This is a genomic window from Xanthomonas sp. D-99, assembly GCF_017746145.1.
GTDB classification, from domain to species: Bacteria; Pseudomonadota; Gammaproteobacteria; order Xanthomonadales; family Xanthomonadaceae; genus Xanthomonas; species Xanthomonas cissicola.
This window is the reverse complement of record NZ_JAGHWU010000045.1, coordinates 25,026-44,327: the sequence shown is the minus strand read 5'-3', so window position 1 is coordinate 44,327 and position 19,302 is coordinate 25,026. Positions and strand designations below refer to the sequence as shown.

Genomic DNA, 19,302 nt, shown 5'->3' with positions numbered 1-19,302 from the left:
GTGTGGGATTGGGCATTGGCGATCGTGGCGTGCGTTCGGGCGCCACGCCGGATGCGCGGGGCTGCATCCGGTGCCGAGAGCGCGCTCGTTGCTTTTCCGTAACGCGGCGGCATCATGCCGGCACACCCTCCCGCTGATGGCATGCCGCCACACCTTCGGCAAGGCGATGACTTAAGTGCATGCCCTGCGTGCAAGCGCAAGGCGCAGCGCTACACTACTGCCGTTTCTGCGGCGCGTGGTCCTGGTTGGTCTCCATCGTCGTGATGGAACCCGCCATGGCAATGGCAATGCCGATCGGAGGGCATCGCCGCGTGCTCATGACGCAGACAGGTGGCTTTTATCGGCCATCGCCAGGACCGAGGGTGATGGCGCGCTGACCGGTGGCGTTCTGCCTTGCGCGCGCGATGGCGCAGCGTATGTCCGCAGGCGTGGACCGGCGCACGTTCGGCATGTGCGCGGCAATGCCACACTGCGCTCGTGGGCCCGGATAACTGCTACAGGTTGGCTCGCTGGTTGGCCAATCTGAATTGCTTTATTCTGCTACGCATCGGCGTGGGGGCGCCGCGTCGGTCAGGGCGCAGTCCAGCCCGCATGCCCAACCTCTTTTCTTTTGGTGGGTGATCTCATGGTGGCATTGCAGCAGCGCTCGATCGATGCGATTGGTGAGCAGGAACACGCGTTGTTGGCCGCATGGTTGGAGTCCAGCCTGGGCAGCGATGCGCGTCTGTCGCGGCAGGAATTCGAAGCGCAGGCCGGCGAATTCCTGCGCTTGCTGGTGGCGTCGTTGAAGCACGACGGTAGCAGCCTGGACAGTGCCGAATGGAGCGAGGTGCGCCGCTTCCTGGAAAATCTCTCGCGCGACCGCGCCACGCGTGGTTTCGATTCGCAGGAAACCGCCAACTTCATCTTTTCGCTCAAGCGCGTGTTGTTTGCGCTGGTCCAGCGCCAATACGCCAGTCGCCCGGAAGAACTGGGGCAGCAGTTGTGGGCGTTGTCGGAATTGCTCGACCGCCTGGGCTTGTACACCGTAAAGGTTTTCCAGAAGACCCGCGAAGACATCATCGTGCGTCAGCAGGAAGAGATGCTGGAGCTGTCCACCCCGGTGGTGAAGCTGTGGGAGGGCGTGCTGGCGCTGCCGATGATCGGCACACTGGATTCGCAGCGCACTCAGGTGGTGATGGAATCGCTGCTGCAGCGCATTGTCGATACCGGCTCGGAAATCGCCATCATCGACATCACCGGCGTGCCAACCGTGGACACCCTGGTGGCGCAGCATCTGCTCAAGACCGTGACCGCGATCCGGCTGATGGGGGCCGACGCCATCATCAGCGGCGTGCGCCCGCAGATTGCGCAGACCATCGTGCATCTGGGCCTGGACCTGCAGGGGATCGTGACCAAGGCCAACCTGGCCGATGCGTTGGCGCTGGCGCTCAAGCGCACCGGCGTGGCCGTCAGCAAGGCGGACTGACATGGAGCGTATTCCGATCCTGCGGATGGGCCATCTGTTGCTGGTCACCATCCAGGTGGACATGCACGACCAGCTGGCGCTGCAGCTGCAAGACGATCTGTCCGAGAAGATCAGCGCCACCTCTGCGCGCGGCGTGTTGATCGACATTTCCGCGCTGGATATCGTCGATTCGTTCATCGGGCGCATGATCAGCACCATCTCCGGGCTGGCGACGCTGATGGGCGCACAAACCGTGGTGGTGGGCATGCAGCCGGCGGTGGCGATCACCCTGGTGGAGTTGGGGCTGACCTTGCCGTCGGTGCGCACTGCGCTCGATGTCGAGCGCGGCATGCGCCTGCTGCAGCAACCCGATGCGGCTCCATGACGGCCGGCTCGCAACCGGTGCGCACCGAGCAGGATGTGGTGCTGGCGCGGCAGACCGTGCGCAAACTGGTGGTGCAATGCGGGCTGCGGTTGGTCGATCAAACCAAGCTGGTCACCGCGGCCAGCGAACTGGCGCGCAATACCGTGATCTACGGCGGTGGCGGCGACATGGACTGGACACTGGTTGAAAGCGGCATCCGCAGGGGCGTGCAGCTGACGTTCCGCGACCAGGGACCGGGCATTGCAGACCTGGAACTGGCCTTGACCGACGGCTGGACCTCCGGCGGTGGCCTGGGGCTGGGACTGTCCGGCAGCCGGCGGCTGGTGGACGATTTCGTGCTCGATAGCGCAGCCGGCAAGGGCACCCGCATCACCATCACCAAATGGAAGTAACCATGACCGGCGCGCTCACCCAGGTGATCCGCGTCGAAGAGGGTACCCAGGTCGGGCAGGTGCGCCGCGAAGCGGTGGCGCTTGCACAGGCCTGCGGTTTCGATGAAGACGGCTGCGGGCGCGTGGCCCTGGTGGCGACCGAGTTGTGCACCAACCTGCTCAACCATGCCGGTGGCGGGCAGATGCAGCTGTGCAGCGTCGCCGGCCGCGATGGCCTGGGCATCGAGTTGTGCACGCTCGATCAGGGGCGCGGATTCGTGCTGGCCGATTGTCTGCCGGACGGCTACTCCACCGGCAGCACGCCTGGCAATGGCCTGGGCACGGTGCAGCGACATGCCGCTCTGCTGGACGCCTATTCCGATGTCAGGGGGGCCGTGGTCCTGGCACGCGTGTACGCCGATGCCGACAGCATGCCCGATCTGCCCTATGGCGCGTTGCGTGTGCCGCTGCAGAACGAAACGGTCTGCGGCGATGGCTGGCATTTGGGGATCGACGCGCAAGGCGTGACCGTGAGCGTGATCGACGGCCTGGGCCACGGAGCGGGCGCGGCCGATGCAGCCGATGCCGGCACGCGCGCTGCGGCATTGGCCCGTGGCGAGCCCGGCGAACGCATCGCGCGCCTGCATGCCGGCATGAGCGGGACGCGCGGTGGTGCGGCGGCGGTCATGCAGTTCGATCCCGGCAGCGGCCAGGTGCGCTTTGCCGGGGTGGGCAATATCGTCGCCTCGTTGTGCGATGGCGACGGTGCGCGCGGCATGCCCTCGCACCCGGGCATCGTCGGGGTCCAGTTCCGCAAGGCGCAACCGTTCGACTTTCCACACGCCGCCGGCAAGTTGCTGGTCATGCACAGCGACGGCCTGCAATCGCGCTGGACCCTGCGCGATCACCCGGGCCTGCTGTCGCGCCATCCACGCATCATTGCCGCAGTGCTGGCACGCGACTACGCGCGCGGCCGCGACGATTGCTGTGTGTTCGTCATGCGCTTGGGAGGCATGCAATGAATTCAACCACCGATATGCCGGCAGCCGAGATGGCCGAACTTGAAAGCCTGCGCCAGCAGAACCAGGCCTTGCGCGAAGAGCTGGAAGAAACCAATCAGGGCGTGCTGGCCTTGTATGCCGAGCTCGACCAGCAGGCCGAACAGCTGCGCGACGTGTCCGAACTCAAGAGCCGCTTTCTGTCGTACATGAGCCACGAATTCCGGACCCCGCTAGGCTCGATCCTGAGCATCACCCGGCTGCTGGAGGACGGCATGGACGGGCCGCTCAACGCCGAGCAGCTCAAGCAGGTGCGCTTTGTCAGCGGTTCGGCGCGCGAGCTCACCGAGATGGTGGACGACCTGCTGGACCTGGCCAAGATCGAGGCCGGGCGCATCACCATCTCGCCGGGCTGGTTCGACCTGATGGACCTGTTCGCGGCGCTGCGCGGCATGTTCCGGCCGCTCACCGATGTGGGCAGCACCACGCTGATCTTCGAGGATCCGCCGGTACTGCCGATGCTCTACACCGACGACAAGAAGCTGGCGCAGATCCTGCGCAATTTCATATCCAATGCGCTCAAGTTCACCCCGCAGGGGCAGGTGCGCGTGTTTGCGCAGCTGGAAGGCGACAGCCATGTACGCTTTGGCGTGCAGGACACCGGCATCGGCATTCCGGCCGAGCTTCACGAGGCCTTGTTCGAAGATTTCGTACAGGTGGACTCGCCGCTGCAAAAACGCTTGACCGGCACCGGCCTGGGGTTGTCGATCTGCAAACGGTTCGCCGAATTGCTGGGCGGCCGGGTGGGGATCAACAGCGTGGTCGGGCAGGGTTCTGAATTTTATGTGGTGCTGCCGGTGACCCTGGCAGCGGAGGAGACACGTGGGCAGTAAGCACCACATTCTGGTCGTCGACGACAACGCTGTGACGCGTTATTCGGTGCGGCGCGTGCTCGAACACCATCAGTTCGTGGTCGAAGAGGCCGGCACCGGGACCGAGGGTCTTGCCAAACTGGCCGCGCAGACGTTTTCTGCGGTGGTGCTGGACGTCAACCTGCCGGACATGAGCGGCTTCGATATCGTGCGTACGCTGCGTGCCGAGCCGCGCACCGCCTTGCTGCCGGTGGTGCATGTCTCGGCGGCCTCGATCGCCACCGGCGACATGATCACCGGGCTGGATGCCGGCGCCGACGCCTATCTGATCCATCCGGTCGACCCCAACGTATTGCTGGCCACGTTGCGCACCCTGCTGCGCGCACGTCGCGCCGAGGACGCGCTGCGGATCAGCGAGGCGCGTTTCCGCGAAATCTTCGAGCACATCAGCGCGCCAATCGCGGTCGTGGATGCCAACCTGCACATGCACGAGGCCAATGCCGCGTTCCAGCGTTTGATCGGGAGCGCTACGCCCGGGGCCGCGATCCATGCCGCCGGGCTGGATCAGGCCGCCGCCGTGCATGCCCTGACCACCGCGTTGGCGCAGCGCGAGCGCTGGAGCGGCACCTTGTCGCTGCTGCGCGATGGCAAGCTCTGCGAAACCGAATGGCGGGTGTCGCCCTACCGCGAGCCGGATCTGGGGCTGTTGCTGGTGGAAGACGTCACCGAGCAGCGCCTGCGCGAGCGCGAGCAGCGCCAGGAGCTGGATACCGCCACCAGCGAGCTCGCGCATCAGATCGCGCAGCGCCAGCACACCGAAATCCAGCTGCTGCAGGCGCAAAAGATGGAAGCGCTGGGCAAGCTCACCGGTGGCATCGCGCACGACTTCAACAACCTGCTGACCAGCATCATCTCCGGGCTGGACATGATCCAGCTTGCAGTGGAATCCAACCGCATCGAACGGGTGCCGCGCCTGGCCGAGATCGCCACCGGCTCGGCGCACCGCGCCGCCGCGCTGACCCAGCGCATGCTGGCGTTCGCACGCAAGCAATCGCTGGACGCGCAACCGTTCGACGTCAACACCCGCGTGCGTTCGCTGGAAGACATGCTGCAGCGCTCGATCGGCGAAAACATCGCGCTGGAGCTGGAGCTTGCATCCACGCCGCTGGTGGCCATTGCTGATGCCAACCAGCTCGAAAACGTGGTGCTCAACCTGGTCATCAATGCGCGCGACGCATTGAAAGGACAGGGCACCATCCGCATCCAGAGTGCGACCTACACCGCACACAACGATCCGGAACTGGACGACGGCGACTATGTCGCGGTGAAGGTGATCGACAACGGGAGCGGAATCGAGGCGGCCATTCTCGACCAGGTGTTCGAGCCGTTTTTCACCACCAAACCCATCGGCGAAGGCACCGGCCTGGGTCTGTCGATGACCTACGGGTTCGCACGTCAATCCGGCGGCACCGCGCGCATCACCAGCACCGTGGGCCGTGGCACCACGGTGGCGTTGTTGCTGCCGCGTGGGCTCTCGGCAAACGAGCTGCTGCCGCCACCGGCGCCCAGCGTGCCGCGCACGCGCAACGAGCGCATCTTGCTGGTAGACGACACCGACGTGGTGCGCATGATGGTGAGCGAAGTGCTCAGCGATGCCGGCTACCAGGTCATCGAAGCCGAGGATGCCAACGGCGCGCTGGAACAATTGCGCACCGAGGTGCATATCGACCTGGTGGTCTCCGATGTCGGCCTGCCCGGCATGAACGGACGCGACATGGCCGATGTGGCGCGCATGCTACGCCCGGGGCTGCCGATTCTGTTCATTACCGGCTACGCCGAAAACGCGGCCACGCGGCAAGAATTTCTCGCAGAAGGCATGGCCTTGCTGCCCAAGCCTTTCAGCCTCAACGATCTGCTCAACACGGTGGGGCAGATGCTCGACAGCAGCGTCCTGGCGCGGGCGTAGGGCGGTAAAGCGGCTGCCGAAATGCATGCGCAGCTGCGGGGCGGGTGCGGGCGGCGTTGGGGCCCTGCATGCACCACGCGTGCAGCCCCGTTCCTGCACGCCGCTCAGCGCGCATACGCGTACGGCCCGAATGTGGCGCCAAGAAAACCGCCGGCCGACTCGGTGCTGAGCACACTTGCATCGCCCTGTTCGAGCAGCCTCTGCCACTGCCCCTGGCCGACGGCGTAATCCACGTGCACGCGTGCGGCATCCAGCGCAAAGCGCAGTGTCACCGGTTGCGTGGCATCGGGCAGGGACGCGCGTGCCAGCTCGGTGCCGGTGCCGGGCTGTTGCGATCCGGCGCGGCGATACAGCACCACCGCAGCGCCGCTGTCCTCGCGCACCAGCATCGCTGCCAGGAAGTTGCTCTCCTTGGCCACGATCGCCAGACCGGCCTGTTCGCCTGGTGACAGCGCGCTGCCATCCACGCTGGCGACCAAGGTGGCGTGATGGTGCTGCAGGCGATGACCCAGATAGGCCGGCGGACCACGGCCGATATCGCCCAGCGCAACCTTCGCCGGAGTCACGCGCAAACCTTGCGTGCCGGGCTGATACCACGGCGTCGTTGGGGGGTGGATGGTCATCCATTGCATCGGCACGCGCGCATCCTGGAAGCGTTCGCTCCACTGCATCGGCCCGGTGGTCGGCAGGGTCTGCACGCCCGCCGGCAACGGTGGGCGCGCGGCCACTGCAGGGACTGCGGCGCCATGCGGCAGCACCACCGGCCAGCCATCGCGCCATTGCACCGGCAACAGGAAGGTTTCCCGGCCCAGGTTGTAGTGATTGCCGCGGTAAGGGCGCGTCGCGAGGAACACCGCCCACCATGTACCGTCCTTGAGTTCGATGAACTGCGCATGCCCGGCCGAGGTGATCGGCGCAGTGCGAGACGGGTCCAGGTCGCGTTGGGTGAGCACCGGATTGCCGCTCCAGGTCTCGTATGGCCCGGTGATCTGGCGGCTGCGGTAGATCATCTGCGCATGCTGCTCGCCGGTGCCGCCTTCGGCCGCGGTGAGGTAGTAGTGGCCATCGCGGCGGAACAGATGCGGGCCTTCGATGTGTTCGGGATTGGTCGCCGGCGTGAAGCCGGAATCCACGATCACCTGACGGGTGCCGACCAACGTCATGCTGGCCAGATCCAGCTGCTGCAGCCAGATGGCGCGGTGCCCGTCGTAGCGCATCTTGCCTGCGGGCACGTCGTTGTTGACCAGCCAGGCGCTGCCATCGTCATCGAAAAACAGCGAGGGATCGATGCCCTTGGCGTCCAGCCAGATCGGGTCCGACCACGGCCCGGCAGGATCGGTGGCGGTGATCAGGAAATTGCCGCCATCGCAGTAAAAACAGGTGTTGGCGATATAGAAGGTGCCGGCGTGGTGGCTGATGCTGGCGGCAAACAGGCCGCGGGTCAGTTCGTCGTTGCCGTAGTTGATCTGGGTTGGACGGTCGATCGCGTTGCCGATCTGGTTCCAGTGCACCAGGTCGCTGCTCTTGAAGACCGGCAGGCCGGGAAAGTAGCCGAAACTGGAATTCACCAGATAAAAATCGTCGCCGACGCGCACCGCCGACGGGTCCGGATGAAAACCGGCCACGACCGGATTGCGGTACTGCGCGGCAGTTGGTACGGGGCCACCATCGTCGCCTTGGTAATCGATCTGCGTGATCAACGCGGTGCCGGCTTGTGCCAGCCGACAGCTCAATGCGGCCAGCAGGCCGGCCATCCATGCGAGTCGTTTCAAGAGATCCCCGTGTGCCATGCCCTGGCGCAACGCCAGTACGACACCAGCATGACAGCACGCAGGGCGGCGTGGCATGACGTTTTGCAATGCCAGCGCTGCGTGATGGCATGCCTGCACGCGCGTGGCGGCGTGTGGTGATCGGGCGCTGCCACTTCGCTGCAACATTGCTGACATATCGTGCGCGCGGCGCCACCAGCAGGCATGCCATGCCGAATGGCTTCGACGCTGTGTCATCACCTCGCATCACTCTCTAGGATCAATCCGCATGCCGTTGTACTCGCCTGTCTTTTCGTCGCCGGTGTCCGCTATTGCACAGGTCGCTGCGCGCCGCCGCACCGCCTTGCAGCGCACGCCGCTCGCGCGTGCCTGCGCGGGCCTGTTGCTAGCCTCGTTGGCGGCAACCGCGTCTGCGCAGCAAGCGCCGGCGGCCCAGGGCGAAGCCAGCCCCACCGCGCTGGACACGGTCACCGTCACCGCCGAGCACCGCGAGCAGAACCTGCAGGACGTGCCGGTCTCGGTCGGCGTGGTGCAGGGCGCAGCGATGCGCGACTACACCGCTGGCGGCGACGACACGCTGCTGGCGCTTTCCGGCCGCGTGCCGGGCTTCTACGCCGAAACCACCACCGGGCGCATCTTCCCGCGTTTCTATATCCGTGGCCTGGGCAATATCGATTTCTACCTGGGTGCCTCGCAGCCGGTGTCCATCATCCAGGACGATGTGGTGCTGGAGCATGTCGTGCTCAAATCCAATCCGGTCTATGACGTAGATCAGGTCGAAGTGCTGCGTGGCCCGCAAGGCACGCTGTTCGGCCGCAACACCACCGCCGGCATCGTCAAATTCGATACGGTCAAGCCCAGCGACACCTATACCGGTCGCGTCAACGCCAGCTACGGCAGCTACAACACCATCTCGCTGGATGGCGGCTTCGGCGGCCCGATCAACGATGTGCTGTCGTTCCGTGTGTCCGCGTTGTATCAGCACCGCGACGATTGGGTGGACAACACCTTTGCCGGTAGCAGCGCCGACGGCACGCGCACGCCGCGCAAGGACGCGATGGGCGGTTACAACGACCGCAATGCGCGCTTGCAGGTCTTGCTCAAGCCCAACGATGCGTTTTCGCTGCTGGGCTCGGTGCACACGCGCGATTACGACGGCACATCCACGTTGTTCCTGCGCAATGCGATCACGCGTGGCAGCGACAAGGTGGACGTGCCGCGCGATCGCGTGGCCTTTGATGAGGGGCACGACAACCCGCAGGCGTATCAAACCGATGGCGGCTCGCTCAAGGCGATTTACGACTTCGGTGGTGTGTCGCTGACCTCCATCACCGCCTACGAAACCACCTCCGGCTACAGCCGTGGCGACACCGATGGCGGTGCTGCCGCCAATTATCCTGTCAACGGCGTGCCGAACGGCTTTGGCCAGTCGATGGGACAGATCCGCGACCTGGACCAGTACACGCAGGAATTGCGCCTGGCCAGCGAAGGCGACGATGCCCTGCAGTGGCAGGTGGGCGCGTTCTATTTCGATGGCCGCGACACCACCGATTTCTATCAGCGTGCCTATTTCCTGCAGACTGCCGCGCGCAACCCCAACAATTGGGTGCGCCTGCGCAATACCAATACCTCGTGGGCCGGCTTCGGTCAGCTCAGCTACAAGGCGACCGACGCGCTGACGCTGACCGCCGGCATCCGCCAGACCAAGGACACCAAGGAAACCCGCCTGCTGAAGACCGCCGACACCGCGGCCGGTGTGGTGACCTACCGCGGCCGGCGCGATGTACGCATGTCCGATACCCAGCCCAGCTGGGATCTGAGCGCGATGTATGAGATCGATCCGCAGTTGAGCGTGTATGCGCGTGTGGCGCGCGGTTTCCGTGGCCCCACCATCCAGGGCCGCAGCGCGGTGTTCAATTCCGCTTTCACCACTGCCGATTCGGAAACCATCCTGTCCTGGGAAGCCGGCATCAAGAGCAGCCTGTTCGAGAACCGTCTGCGCCTGAATGTCAGCGGCTTCACCTACACGGTCGACGATATCCAGCTCAACGGCAACGACTCGGACGGCAATGGCGTGCTGTTCAATGCCGACAAGGCCAAGGCCTACGGCATGGAAGCGGATCTGGACTGGCGCCCGATCTCCAACCTGTCGATCACCGCAGGCCTGAGCCTGTTGCATAGCGAAATCCACGACAAGCGCGTCTACGCCCAGGCCTGCGCGCTCAATGGCGTGGTGGTGTGCACGGTCAACGACCCGACCATTCGCGTAGGTGCCAACACCTTTGCCCAGATCGACGGCAACCCGCTGCCCAACGCGCCCAAGTACAACCTCAACCTGGCCGCGCGCTACGACATCCCGGTAGGCAACGACGGCGCGTTCTTCGTGTCCACCGACTGGAACAAGCAGGGCCAGACCAGCTTCGTGCTGTACGACTCCACCGAATTCCGCTCCGACGGCAATTTCGAAGGTGGCCTCAAGCTGGGTTACACCGGTGGCTACGGTGCGTGGGAAGTGGCGGCGTTCGCACGCAACATCACCAACGAAAAGAACCTCAAGGGCGTGATCGAAAACTACATGGCCGCGGTCTACAACGAGCCGCGTGTGGTCGGGATGTCGGTCAACGTCAACTGGCAGTGACGGGTTGATCGCCTGATTGCAGTCACTGCGGCGTCTGCGCCGCAGTGATGTTTCCTGCAGGTGGGCAGGCCCGCTGCGTGCATGCGCAGCGGGCCTTCGTATTGCGTCACCGCTTGCTCAGGACAGAGCGCACCCAGTTGACGATTTGCGTGCTGCTCACCGCGCCGGAATGACGGCCCAGTTCGTGTCCACCCTGGATGACCAGCAAGGTGGGAATGCTGCGGATGCCAAAGCGCGTGCCCAGCGCCAGATGCAGGTCGGTATCCACCTTGGCCAGGCGTACCTGCGGTTCCAATGCTGCGGCGGCTGCGGCAAATTGCGGCGCCATGCTCAGGCATGGCCCGCACCAGGGCGCCCAGAAATCCACCACCAGCGGCAATGCGCTGCGCACCGCATGCTTGTCGAAATCTGCAGCCGACAAGGCCACCGGCGTCCCCAGGAACAGCGGCTTGTGGCAGCTGCCGCAGTTGGGTGCATCGCGCAGGCGCGTGGGCGCAATACGGTTCATCGCAGCACAACTCGGACAGGCGATCAGTAGCGGTGCGTCGGTCATGTGGGTTTCCAGTCGGCGGCGTTGCCTGCGCTATCTCTAGCCATCGCTGGCGGCGCATGCTGCATGCCGCCAGTGTAGCGATCACCACAGACGATTCCGTGCCGAACGTCAGCGGCAGTACCAGCCTGCGCATGCCTGGCCAACGTCCCGCGGGCCACCGCGCACTGCATCGCTCAAGCCGATTGGCCCAGCGCCACGATCGGCACGAAGCCACCGTAGACCATGCGCTTGCCATCGAACGGCATCGGATTGACCGACGGGTCCATGCGAGGGTCTTCCATCATCTTGCGCATGCCTTCATCCCGGGTGGCCTTGTCCGGCCATTCGATCCAGGAAAACACCACGGTCTCTTCGGCGGTGGCATCCACTGCGCGATAGAAGTCGGTCCATTGCCCCGCTTGGACATCGTCACCCCAACACTCCACCACCCGCAGGGCCCCGTACTCCATGATGACCGCATCGCCCATGCGGGCATGCGCGATAAAGGCTTCTTTGTTGGCCGTGGGGACGGCAAGCACAAAACCATCGATATACGACATAACCACCTCCGCAGATGGGCTGCACGGTGTGCACGTGAGGATGACCAAGAAGGGATATTCGGTACGACCAATAACTGGAGAGCAGTGGGGCAGGAGCGTGCATCCAGCGCGCCGGCCGCACGAGGATACGGTGCATGGGGTGCAACGGCACTGCTTGAGCTGGCTGTCACCTGGGCTGTCAGGCGCACTGCCAGGCCCTGCCTGTCGGGCTCGCTGGTGCGGCGGCCGCGGATCTGCTGTGCCTCGATCGATGGCAGCGCCCTGCGAGCACGTTTGCTGAAGGCCGCGGCAAGTGCATCGGCCAAGATGCGCTGGTCGCACAGCTGCGTGCGCATCGGCATTGCGGTCGCCGCTACAGTGCGGCGGTCAGGCTGCCAGGTTGTGGCGGCGTAATCTTGCTTCGAACACCACGTCGCCGTCCTCGTTGCGCGCCTGCAGCGTACCGCCGTGTGCCTTGACGAACTGGTCGGCGATGAACAGGCCAAGTCCCAGCCCCTGGCTGGCATGGAAGCTGGCCTTGAACGGTTCGAACAGACGCGGCATCAGGCTGTCGGGAATGCTGCCGGCGTTGCGCACCGACAGGCGCAGGGTGTCGTGTTCACGGCCATCCAGATGCACCTGCACCGGATGGCGTCCGCCATGCAGGACCGCATTGCCGACCAGATTGGACACGACCTGCGCCAACCGGTCGCCGTCGCCATCGCCATCCAGATCGCCCTCGGTGCGCAGGTCGATCGTGGTGTGCGGATTGGCCTGCGCCACTTCGCCCACCACGCTGTGCACCACCTCGCCCAGGTTGCATGGGCCGAACTGCATCGGCAAACCATCGGTGCGCAGGCGCGAAAAATCCAGTAATTGCTCGACCATGCGCGACATGCGGTGCGCGCTGTTTTCCAGGTGTTCCAGCGTGCGCGCAGCCGAGCTGTCCGCATCGACATCCAGGCCGAGTTTGTCGGCGCACAGCAGGATCACCGACAGCGGTGTGCGCAGGTCGTGGGTGAGCACGGCCATCATGGTCTCGTTGAGCTTGAGCGCGCGTTCGAGCGAAGCATTTCTCGCCTTGAGCAGCCGCCGCTGCTGATACAACTCGATGAACACGTTGACCTTGCTCAGGATGACGTGCGGCTCGATCGGCTTGTGCAGAAAATCCACGGCGCCGGTTTCGTAACCCTGGAAGGCGCGCATCGGATCGTTCGGCGAGGCGGTCAGGAAAATGATCGGCACATGCCGGGTGCGCTGCGAACCGCGCATCAATTCCGCCAGCGAAAACCCGTCCATTTCCGGCATGTGCACGTCCAGCAGCGCCAATGCCACGTCGTGTTCGAGCAGTAGTTCCAGCGCCTGCGCACCGGAGGCGGCGCACAGCACGCGGATGCCGTCGCGTTGCAGCAGCGCTTCCATGGCCACCAGATTCTGCGGCACATCGTCCACGATCAGGATCTTGGTCGATTCGGTGTCGTCGCTGCTTGCAGCCAGGCCGGTCGCGGTAAGGTTCATGCGTGAAAGGCTTCCAGTCGGGTGCAGATGGCTTGCAAGGTCAGCACCGCATCGGCGCCGGCGTGAGCGAGAGCGGAGGCGGGCATCAGCGACGCGGCGGCGTCATCGGGGCGCTGGATCCAGGCCGTGCCGCCCACAGCACGCACCGCGGCCATACCGGCGCTGCCGTCGCTGCTGGCACCGGTGAGCAGGATTGCCAGCAGGCGTTCGCCGAAGACATCGGCAGCCGATTCGAACAGCAGGTCGATCGCCGGGCGCGAAAACAACACCGGGGCATCCATCGACAACGCCAGGCTCTGGCGGTTTTCCACCAGCAGGTGGTAGTCGGGCGGGGCGATGGTGACGGTGCCGGGCAGCAGCGGCTGCTTGTCTTCGGCCTCGCGCACCGGCAGCGCGCAGCGCGCGTCCATCAGCTCGGCGATGTGGCTGGGGCGGTCGCGCGGCAGATGCAGCACGACCAACACCGGCATCGGCAAATCTGCCGGCAGCCCGGACAACAACGCCTGCAGGGCCATCACGCCACCGGCGGATGCACCGATCACGATCGCATCGAAACGCTGTGCTGCAGACGCGTAGCTCATGCGGCTTTCCGATACAGCCGCTGCTCGCGCGCGCAGGCTTCGAAGGCCTGCGCGTGCGCGCCGAACTGCAGCGACTCCTTGCTGCCCAACCCGAGAAAGCCGCGATGCACCAATGCGTCGTAGAACAACCCCACCGCACGATCCTGCAAGCTGCGGTTGAAATAGATCAGCACGTTGCGGCACGACACCAGGTGGACTTCGGAAAACACCGTGTCGGTCGCCAGGCTGTGGTCGGCGAAAACGATATTGCGTTTCAGGCGCCGGTCGAACACCGCACCGTCGTAAGCGGTGGTGTAGTAGTCCGACAGCGAAGTGCGGCCACCGGCGTCCAGATAGTTACGGCTGAACTGCGCGATACGATCGATGCCATAGGCGCCGGCTTCGGCCATGCTCAGCGCTTCGGGGTTGATGTCGGTGGCGTAGATCACCGCCTTTTCCAACAGGCCTTCTTCGTGCAGCAGGATGGCCAGGGACCAGACTTCTTCGCCGGTACTGCAGCCTGCCACCCAGAGCTTGATCGAGGGATAGGTGCGCAACACCGGCACCGCATGCTCGCGCAGGACGCGGAAATATGCCGGGTCACGGAACATTTCCGAGACCTGTACGGTGAAGAACTGCATTGCCTGCGCGAAGGTGTCCGGCTCGTGCAGCAGACGGTGCTGTAGATCGGCCACGCGCGCGCAGTCGAAACGCGCCATTGCGTGGCGCATGCGCCGTCGCAACGAGGACACCGCATAGTCGCGGAAGTCGTAGTGGTAGCGCTGGAACACCGCTTCCAGCAGCACGCGCAGTTCCAGGTCGAACAGCTCTACCGGGTTCATTGCCGCGAGCACCATACGCGGCAGAGCGAGACCAGCTTGTCCACGTCGATGGGCTTGGCGATGTAGTCGTTGGCGCCGGCTTCCAGGCAACGTTCGCGGTCGTCGGCCATGGCCTTGGCGGTCAGCGCGATGATGGGCAGATCCTGCCATTGACGATTGGCTCGGATCTGCCGCATCGCGGTGATGCCATCCATCTCCGGCATCATGATGTCCATCAGGACCAGGTCCACCTCGTGCTTGGCCAGGTGCTCCAGCGCCTCGCGGCCATTGCGTGCGATCTGCAGCGTGACGCCCAGCGGTTCGAGCACGCTGGACAGCGCAAAGATGTTGCGCACATCGTCTTCGGCCAGCAACACGGTGGCGCCGTCCAGCACCGCGTCGCGGCGGCGTGCTTCGCGCAGCAGGCGCTGCTGATCGCTGGGCAACGAGGCTTCCACGCTGTGCAGGAACAGCGTCACCTCATCGAGCAGGCGCTCCGGCGAGCGCACGCCCTTGATGATGATGCTCTTGGAATACCGGCGCAGGCCTTGCTCTTCGTCGCGGGTCAGTGCGCGCCCGGTGTAGACGATCACGGGAGGGAAGGCGACCGCGTCGTTGCCGGCCATGCGTTCGAGCAGGTCGTAGCCGCTGCCGTCGGGCAAGGCCAGATCGGTGACCATGCAATCGAAGGTGGATCCTGCCAGCTGATCCATCGCCTCGGCAATGCTGCCGACCGCCACGATGTCCAGTTGGTCGCGCGCCAGCAGCAATTGCAGGTTCGCGCGCAAGGCGCTGTCGTCTTCGACGATCAACAAACGACGCACTGCGCGTGCGTTGGTTTCTTCCAGCTGGCGGATCGCACCGGCCAGCAGTTCGCGTGTGGCCGGCTTGATCAGGTAGCCAACCGCACCAAGCTCCAGCGCAATCTGGCTGCGTTCCAACGCGGACACCACGTGGACAGGCACATGGCGTGTGGCCGGATCGCGCTTGAGGCGTTCGAGCACGCTCAGACCGGACGCATCCGGCAAGCCGATGTCGAGCAGGATGCCGCTGGGGCGCAGCTCAGCGGCCAGGCGCAGGGCTTCTTCTGCGTTGGGGGCCACCACGCAATCGAAATCCAGTTCGTGGGCAAGTTCCACCAGCGCTTGCGCAAAGCGGGTGTCGTCTTCCACCGCCAGGATCAGCCGGCCTGGGCGGCTGCGTTGGTCGCGATCGTCGTCGGCACGCTGGATCGGTGCAGCATTGGGCGAGGCGATCGGCACTGGCACCATGTGGGCCGCCGCAAGGGCAGGTGCGCCGGATTGCGCACCCAGCGTGCTGCCATTGCGTTGTTGCACGTGGGCTGCAGACGCCGGGACCGCGGCCGCGGCGGCGTTTGCAGCTGCATCGGCAGGGCTGATCACCTCCGCAGGTGCGCCATCGGTCGGCAATTCCAGCGTAAAGCAGCTGCCGCGCCCCGGCTCGCTGTCCACACTGATGCCGCCGCCCATGCGTTGCGCCAGGTCGCGCGAAATCGACAAACCCAACCCGGTACCGCCATAGCGGCGGCGCGTGCTGCCATCGGCCTGACGGAACGCTTCGAAGATCACCTCGCTCTGTTCGCGCGCGATGCCGATGCCGGTATCGGTCACCGCGAAGCGCACACGGCCAGGCGCATGCGCCTGGACCGTCAAGCCGACCTTGCCGTGTTCGGTGAACTTGATGGCGTTGGCCAACAGGTTCTTGAGGATCTGCTGCAGGCGCTGGTTGTCGACGACCAACTGTGCCGGCGCACCGGCAGCTGCCGTGATCTCCAATGCCAGGCCCTTCTGTCGTGCCAGCGGTTCGAAGGTTTCGCGCAGGCGTTGCAGCACCGAACCGGTGACGACCGTTTCGTCGGCCAACTCCACGTGCCCGGCTTCGATCTTGGACAGGTCCAGGATGTCGTTGATCAGCGCCAGCAGGTCGTTGTTGGACGACAGGATCGCCTGCGCATACTTCACCTGCTCGGCGCTGAGCGTGCCGTCCTTGTTGTCGGCCAGCAGCTTGGCCAGGATCAAGGCGCTGTTGAGCGGCGTGCGCAACTCGTGCGACATGTTGGCCAGAAATTCCGACTTGTAGCGCGATGCAGTGGACAATTCGTTGCTATTGCGCACCAGCTGATTCTGCGCGATCAACAAGGCCTGCTTCTGCGCTTCCAGTGCCTGGGTGCGCTCTTCCAGCTGCACGTTGGTCTGTTCTAGTTCTGCCTGCTGCACTTCCAGGTCGCTTTGCGACTGCTGCAGGCTACGGCTCTGTTCTTCGAGTTCCTCGTTGGCCACGCGCAGCTCTTCCTGCTGGGTCTGCAGTTCCTCGCTCTGTCGCTGGGTTTCTTCCAGCAAGGCCACCAGTTGCGCGCGCAGCAATGCGGTGCGCAGTGCCAGGCCGATGTTCTCGCCGCAGCGTGCCAGCAGTTCTTCTTCGCGCGAGCCGGCGGTGCGTGGGTCGGTCACGCGCCCGAGCTCGATGATGCCGATCACCCGGTCGTCGGCAGTGATCGGCGCCAGCAGCAACTCCTGGCAGCTGCTCTGGCCCAGCCCGGAGGCAATCTGCAGATGACCGGCGTCCATGCCGCGGATGCGACGCACTGTGCCACGTTGCAGCACCTCGCCGAGCTGGCCGGCAGAGGTCGGCAGCGTCTGCGGCAGATCGGGCGGCAATGCCGCACCACCCGTGAGTCGCAGACGGTCGCCCTCGATGCGATAGAGCGCACCGACCTGCGCATCCAGCGTCTGGCACAGTGCGCGCACCGCCGCGTCGGCCAGCTCCTGCGGCGCCTGATCGCCGCGCAAACTGGCCTCGACCGTGTTTTCTGCCTGCTGCAGCCACAGTGCCAATTCGGCCTGCCGGCGTGCGCGGATCGCCTGCATCACCACCAACGCCATTGCCAGGAACGACACGCCGCCAATGCTGCGATTGACCGAGGAAAAACTCGAATTCGTGCTCGGTGGCGCGAGCTGAAAACCAATCGCAAGCAAGACACACGACAGCACGCCCACGATGAGCGGCACCTGCGGGCGGTTCTGAAACACGGTCACGCCCACTGCCACGAAGTAGGTCAGCCACACCGCATACCCCAGCGGAGTCACCAGTTCCATGCCCAGCGTTCCAGCCATCAAGGCCCCCGCGATGACCCAAATCCAGCGGTCGCGTGTGGTCGAGATGGTTTGCATAAGGTGCGTGGACCGAACTGGAAGGGCGGTCATGGTAGCCGATAACTTTCACGCACAAATCGCCGGGAATTTGACGCTTTTTGCTGCCGGGTTGGCTTGCACGCAGCCTTCACGCAGCTATCAATATGGTCCCGCGCTTTTCTGGGGGAATCATCGCGCGATGGATGCGGACACGGCCGTCGACAGCGCGGGGCCGCTTTCTTACGACAGCCGGCAGTGTCAGCTGTTGGTGCAGAGCGTGTCCGATTATGCGATCTACATGCTCGATGTCGGTGGGTATATTCGCAGCTGGAACCCCGGCGGCGAGCGCATCAAGGGCTACAGCGCAAGCGACGTACTGGGCACGCATTTCTCGCGGTTCTACCTGCCCGAGGATGCGCAACACGACGAACCCAGCCGCAATCTGGAAATCGCCAAGCGGGAAGGGCGCTTCGCTGCCGAAGGTTGGCGCTTGCGCAAGGACGGCAGCCGGTTCTGGGCCAGCGTGGTGATCGAGCCGGTGCTGGAATTCGGCGTGCTGGTGGGGTTTGCAAAAGTCACTCGCGATCTGACCGAGCGTCGTGAGGCGCAGCATTTGCTGCAACAGGCGCAGCAGGCGTTGCTGCAATCGCAGAAGGTCGAAGCCTTGGGTCGGTTGACGCTGGGCATGGCCCACGATTTCAACAACCTGCTCACGGTGATGGTGACCAGCCTGGATCTGATTGCGCTGCGCGCAGGCGAGGACGCGCGCACCCGCATGTTGATCGAGGTGGCGCAAACTGCGGTGGATCGCGGCACCTTGCTGACGCGGCAACTGCTCGCTTTCGCGCGCGGTCAACAGTTGAATCCTGAGCGCCACCCGGTCAACGACATCGTGAACCGTTCGCTCGAACTGTTGCGGCGTGCCTGTCCGCCGGGTGTGAGCTTGTCGTTGCAGTTTGCCGACGCACTGCCGCATGTGCGCGTCGACCCTGGTCAGCTGGAGGCGGCGTTGCTCAATCTGGTCTTCAATAGTTGCGATGCGATGCCTTCTGGCGGCAGCATCGCGTTGCTCACTTCTGCTGCGCAACGATCCGAACCGTCAAGCCCACAAGGCGTCCGTCGCCTGTACGTCGCCCTTGCCGTACGCGACGATGGTCCGTGCATGTCCGCGCACGTTGCACAACGCGCCAGCGAGCCATTTTTTACCACCAAGGATGTCGGCAAGGGTTCCGGCCTGGGCTTGAGCCAGGTCTATGGTTTCGCATCCCAGTCCGGTGGCTTCGTCGAGCTTGAGACCGCACCTGGACGCGGCACTACCGTCACCGTGTTTCTCCCGGCCGTCGAGGAGGCCGAGCATGACTGAATCCCTTCGCCTGCTGATGGTGGAAGACCAAGAAGAACTGCGCGAATTGATCGGCGAAGCGCTGCGTGATGCCGGCATCAGCGTCGACACCGCCGATGATGGTCACAGCGCGCTGCGCATGGTGCGCGACAGCGGCCCGTACGACGTGGTGTTCAGCGATATCCGCATGCCCAACGGCATGTCGGGCATCGAACTGAGCGAGCAGGTGGCGCAACTGCTGCCGCAGGCGCGCGTGATTCTGGCCTCGGGGTTTGCCAAGGCGCAGTTGCCGCCGTTGCCGGCTCAGGTCGATTTCCTGCCCAAACCGTACCGCCTGCGTCAGCTCATCGACATGCTCAAGAGCACCCCAGCCAACGCGTAGACGTTGGCTG

Annotated in this window: 16 protein-coding genes; 9 read left to right on the top strand and 7 right to left on the bottom strand. The window is 64.7% G+C overall.

Features of this window, described 5'->3' with window-relative positions; translation table 11 throughout:
- Window positions 1–625: 625 nt before the first annotated feature.
- From J7360_RS15630 to J7360_RS15605, 6 genes are read left to right on the top strand one after another with little or no spacing between them, the layout of a single operon-like run.
- Window positions 626–1,468 (top strand): STAS domain-containing protein, encoded by an 843-nt coding sequence (locus tag J7360_RS15630; protein ID WP_007967499.1) that lies wholly within the window; start codon window positions 626–628, stop codon window positions 1,466–1,468.
- A gap of 1 nt (window position 1,469) precedes the next feature.
- On the top strand, window positions 1,470–1,832 hold the full coding sequence (locus J7360_RS15625) for an STAS domain-containing protein (RefSeq protein WP_003484273.1): 363 nt from the start codon (window positions 1,470–1,472) through the stop codon (window positions 1,830–1,832).
- Window positions 1,829–2,224: an anti-sigma regulatory factor gene (locus tag J7360_RS15620; RefSeq protein ID WP_007967498.1), complete on the top strand. Its 396-nt coding sequence runs from the start codon at window positions 1,829–1,831 to the stop codon at window positions 2,222–2,224. The genes J7360_RS15625 and J7360_RS15620 overlap by 4 nt, the downstream gene beginning before the upstream one ends.
- A 2-nt stretch (window positions 2,225–2,226) precedes the next feature.
- Window positions 2,227–3,225 carry an ATP-binding protein gene (locus J7360_RS15615; protein ID WP_081027910.1) on the top strand — a complete coding sequence of 333 codons (999 nt, stop codon included), beginning with the start codon at window positions 2,227–2,229 and terminating at the stop codon, window positions 3,223–3,225.
- Window positions 3,222–4,094 (top strand): ATP-binding protein, encoded by an 873-nt coding sequence (locus tag J7360_RS15610; RefSeq protein WP_007971628.1) that lies wholly within the window; start codon window positions 3,222–3,224, stop codon window positions 4,092–4,094. The genes J7360_RS15615 and J7360_RS15610 overlap by 4 nt, the downstream gene beginning before the upstream one ends.
- Window positions 4,084–6,039 carry a response regulator gene (locus J7360_RS15605; protein ID WP_007967494.1) on the top strand — a complete coding sequence of 652 codons (1,956 nt, stop codon included), beginning with the start codon at window positions 4,084–4,086 and terminating at the stop codon, window positions 6,037–6,039. The genes J7360_RS15610 and J7360_RS15605 overlap by 11 nt, the downstream gene beginning before the upstream one ends.
- A 104-nt stretch (window positions 6,040–6,143) precedes the next feature.
- Here the strand turns inward: J7360_RS15605 and J7360_RS15600 are convergent, their stop codons facing one another.
- Window positions 6,144–7,793 carry a glycoside hydrolase family 43 protein gene (locus J7360_RS15600; protein WP_209034216.1) on the bottom strand — a complete coding sequence of 550 codons (1,650 nt, stop codon included), beginning with the start codon at window positions 7,791–7,793 and terminating at the stop codon, window positions 6,144–6,146.
- Between the two features lie 283 nt (window positions 7,794–8,076).
- On the opposite strand from J7360_RS15600, the gene J7360_RS15595 reads away from it, so the two are divergent.
- A complete protein-coding gene (locus J7360_RS15595) occupies window positions 8,077–10,446 on the top strand; it encodes a TonB-dependent receptor (protein ID WP_057662617.1) in 2,370 nt (789 codons plus the stop codon).
- Window positions 10,447–10,552: 106 nt separating this feature from the next.
- On the opposite strand, the gene trxC is transcribed toward J7360_RS15595, so the two are convergent.
- The 6 genes from trxC to J7360_RS15565 form a co-directional block, all read right to left on the bottom strand.
- Window positions 10,553–10,999 (bottom strand): thioredoxin TrxC, encoded by a 447-nt coding sequence (trxC, locus tag J7360_RS15590; RefSeq protein ID WP_057662614.1) that lies wholly within the window; start codon window positions 10,997–10,999, stop codon window positions 10,553–10,555.
- Window positions 11,000–11,172: 173 nt separating this feature from the next.
- Window positions 11,173–11,538 (bottom strand): DUF1428 domain-containing protein, encoded by a 366-nt coding sequence (locus J7360_RS15585; protein ID WP_005923552.1) that lies wholly within the window; start codon window positions 11,536–11,538, stop codon window positions 11,173–11,175.
- Between the two features lie 366 nt (window positions 11,539–11,904).
- Window positions 11,905–13,035: a hybrid sensor histidine kinase/response regulator gene (locus tag J7360_RS15580; RefSeq protein WP_007967486.1), complete on the bottom strand. Its 1,131-nt coding sequence runs from the start codon at window positions 13,033–13,035 to the stop codon at window positions 11,905–11,907.
- The gene (locus J7360_RS15575) at window positions 13,032–13,616 is read right to left on the bottom strand and encodes a chemotaxis protein CheB (RefSeq protein ID WP_022559834.1); all 585 of its coding nucleotides are present in this window, start codon (window positions 13,614–13,616) and stop codon (window positions 13,032–13,034) included. The genes J7360_RS15580 and J7360_RS15575 overlap by 4 nt, the downstream gene beginning before the upstream one ends.
- Complete coding sequence (locus tag J7360_RS15570) at window positions 13,613–14,461, bottom strand: CheR family methyltransferase (RefSeq protein WP_026006954.1); 849 nt, start codon at window positions 14,459–14,461, stop codon at window positions 13,613–13,615. The genes J7360_RS15575 and J7360_RS15570 overlap by 4 nt, the downstream gene beginning before the upstream one ends.
- Complete coding sequence (locus tag J7360_RS15565; protein ID WP_209034195.1) at window positions 14,434–17,607, bottom strand: response regulator; 3,174 nt, start codon at window positions 17,605–17,607, stop codon at window positions 14,434–14,436. The genes J7360_RS15570 and J7360_RS15565 overlap by 28 nt, the downstream gene beginning before the upstream one ends.
- Before the next feature lie 160 nt (window positions 17,608–17,767).
- Here J7360_RS15565 and J7360_RS15560 point away from each other — a divergent pair, with 160 nt between their 5' ends.
- Together J7360_RS15560 and J7360_RS15555 are read left to right on the top strand one after the other, a co-directional pair.
- Complete coding sequence (locus J7360_RS15560) at window positions 17,768–18,931, top strand: PAS domain-containing sensor histidine kinase (protein WP_209034193.1); 1,164 nt, start codon at window positions 17,768–17,770, stop codon at window positions 18,929–18,931.
- A complete protein-coding gene (locus J7360_RS15555; RefSeq protein ID WP_007967477.1) occupies window positions 18,924–19,292 on the top strand; it encodes a response regulator in 369 nt (122 codons plus the stop codon). Before J7360_RS15560 ends, J7360_RS15555 begins: the two co-directional genes overlap by 8 nt.
- Window positions 19,293–19,302 lie beyond the last annotated feature (10 nt).

Coding starts and splice junctions, on each gene's coding strand:
- J7360_RS15595 (WP_057662617.1), top strand. CDS start 8,077: ATGCCGTTGTACTCGCCTGTCTTTTCGTCGCCGGTGTCCGCTATTGCA.
- J7360_RS15625 (WP_003484273.1), top strand. CDS start 1,470: ATGGAGCGTATTCCGATCCTGCGGATGGGCCATCTGTTGCTGGTCACC.
- J7360_RS15610 (WP_007971628.1), top strand. CDS start 3,222: ATGAATTCAACCACCGATATGCCGGCAGCCGAGATGGCCGAACTTGAA.
- J7360_RS15600 (WP_209034216.1), bottom strand. CDS start 7,793: ATGGCCGGCCTGCTGGCCGCATTGAGCTGTCGGCTGGCACAAGCCGGC.
- J7360_RS15575 (WP_022559834.1), bottom strand. CDS start 13,616: ATGAGCTACGCGTCTGCAGCACAGCGTTTCGATGCGATCGTGATCGGT.
- J7360_RS15620 (WP_007967498.1), top strand. CDS start 1,829: ATGACGGCCGGCTCGCAACCGGTGCGCACCGAGCAGGATGTGGTGCTG.
- J7360_RS15630 (WP_007967499.1), top strand. CDS start 626: ATGGTGGCATTGCAGCAGCGCTCGATCGATGCGATTGGTGAGCAGGAA.
- J7360_RS15565 (WP_209034195.1), bottom strand. CDS start 17,607: ATGCAAACCATCTCGACCACACGCGACCGCTGGATTTGGGTCATCGCG.
- J7360_RS15580 (WP_007967486.1), bottom strand. CDS start 13,035: ATGAACCTTACCGCGACCGGCCTGGCTGCAAGCAGCGACGACACCGAA.
- J7360_RS15555 (WP_007967477.1), top strand. CDS start 18,924: ATGACTGAATCCCTTCGCCTGCTGATGGTGGAAGACCAAGAAGAACTG.
- J7360_RS15615 (WP_081027910.1), top strand. CDS start 2,227: ATGACCGGCGCGCTCACCCAGGTGATCCGCGTCGAAGAGGGTACCCAG.
- J7360_RS15560 (WP_209034193.1), top strand. CDS start 17,768: ATGGATGCGGACACGGCCGTCGACAGCGCGGGGCCGCTTTCTTACGAC.
- J7360_RS15585 (WP_005923552.1), bottom strand. CDS start 11,538: ATGTCGTATATCGATGGTTTTGTGCTTGCCGTCCCCACGGCCAACAAA.
- trxC (WP_057662614.1), bottom strand. CDS start 10,999: ATGACCGACGCACCGCTACTGATCGCCTGTCCGAGTTGTGCTGCGATG.